At 67.7% G+C, this 1163-nt stretch carries 2 protein-coding genes and 1 pseudogene; all 3 read left to right on the top strand.

The window, feature by feature from the left end:
• Positions 1-28 precede the first annotated feature (28 nt).
• Positions 29-256, top strand: a pseudogene (locus ACZ4M3_RS35375) (helix-turn-helix domain-containing protein); the annotation flags it as partial.
• 9 nt (positions 257-265) lie between these two features.
• Complete coding sequence (locus ACZ4M3_RS35370) at positions 266-577, top strand: winged helix-turn-helix domain-containing protein (RefSeq protein ID WP_366078873.1); 312 nt, start codon at positions 266-268, stop codon at positions 575-577.
• A partial coding sequence (locus tag ACZ4M3_RS35365) for an IS630 family transposase (protein WP_467739752.1) occupies positions 574-1163 on the top strand: 590 nt, incomplete at its 3' end. The genes ACZ4M3_RS35370 and ACZ4M3_RS35365, both read left to right, overlap by 4 nt.

Genomic DNA, 1163 nt, shown 5'->3' with positions numbered 1-1163 from the left:
CTTACTGATCTTTTCGTAAGTTCGGTGGGTGTGGTGGCCGTGTGGGTGGGAGGCTGTCGGGGTGGCTTATCGACCTTCCCCCTCGGTTGCCGGCTCCTCCCTTCCTCCCTTGTCGCGGCCTCAGTTGGCGGAAGCGCGTCGTGTTCGGGCGGTCGAGTTGTTCGAGGACGGTGTCTCGAATGCGGAGATCGCGGGGGCGGTGGGAGTGTGTGCCGAGAGTGTGCGGCGTTGGCGGCGGGTGTGGGCGCAAGGCGGTGCTTCGGCCTTGCGGAGACGGGCAGCCACCGGACGCCCACCCAAGCTGGACGACACCCAGGTCGAGACGATCCGGGCCGCGTTGGAGCAAGGTGCCCAGGCTCATGGTTTCGAGGCCGACCTGTGGACCCTGGAACGAGTCGGCGCGGTCGTCACCCGGGCCACGGGGGTGGTGTTGTCGAGGGCGTCGGTGTGGCGGCTGCTGACCGGCCGGCTCGGATGGAGCCTGCAACGGCCCGAGCGGCGGGCGGTCGAGCGGGACGAGTCGGAGATCGCCCGCTGGATCGCGCACGAGTGGCCGCGCATCAAAAAGGGGCCGTGAACACACGTGCCTGGATCGTGTTCCTCGACGAATCAGGCGTCTCCCTGCTGCCTCAGATCCGCCGCACCTACTCGCCCCGAGGGCGGACGCCGCTGTTGCGGCACCGGCTGAACTGGAAGAGCGCGTCGATGGCCGGGGCCTTGGGCTACCACCCCACCGACCCCGATCGCGGGGCCCGCCTGTGCTTCCACCTCAAGCCCGGCAGCTACGACACCGCCGCCCTCGTCGAGGTCCTGGAGCAGATGAAAGTGTTCTACCGCGGCGAGCGAGTGGTCCTGGTCTGGGACGGCCTGTCCGCCCACTGGAGCCGGGCGATGCGGGCCTGGGTCGCCGAACAGGACTGGCTCACCCTGGAGCGATTACCCGCCTACGCTCCCGAGCTGAACCCGGTGGAACTGCTGTGGTCCTCGCTCAAGAAACGGGAACTCGCCAACCTCGCCGGCGACCATCTCGCCGATGTCGCCGACGCCACCGAGCAAGGCATCCACCGCATCAACACCAACCCCCGACTGCCATGGTCGTTCCTCGCCCATACCGGCCTGACCATCCACCCACCAAACCCACCGAACTTACGAAAAGATCAGTA

The organism is Streptomyces sp. NPDC026522 (assembly GCF_055567555.1).
Note: the sequence above shows the minus strand (reverse complement) of the source record. Positions and strands in the feature narration are given on the sequence as shown.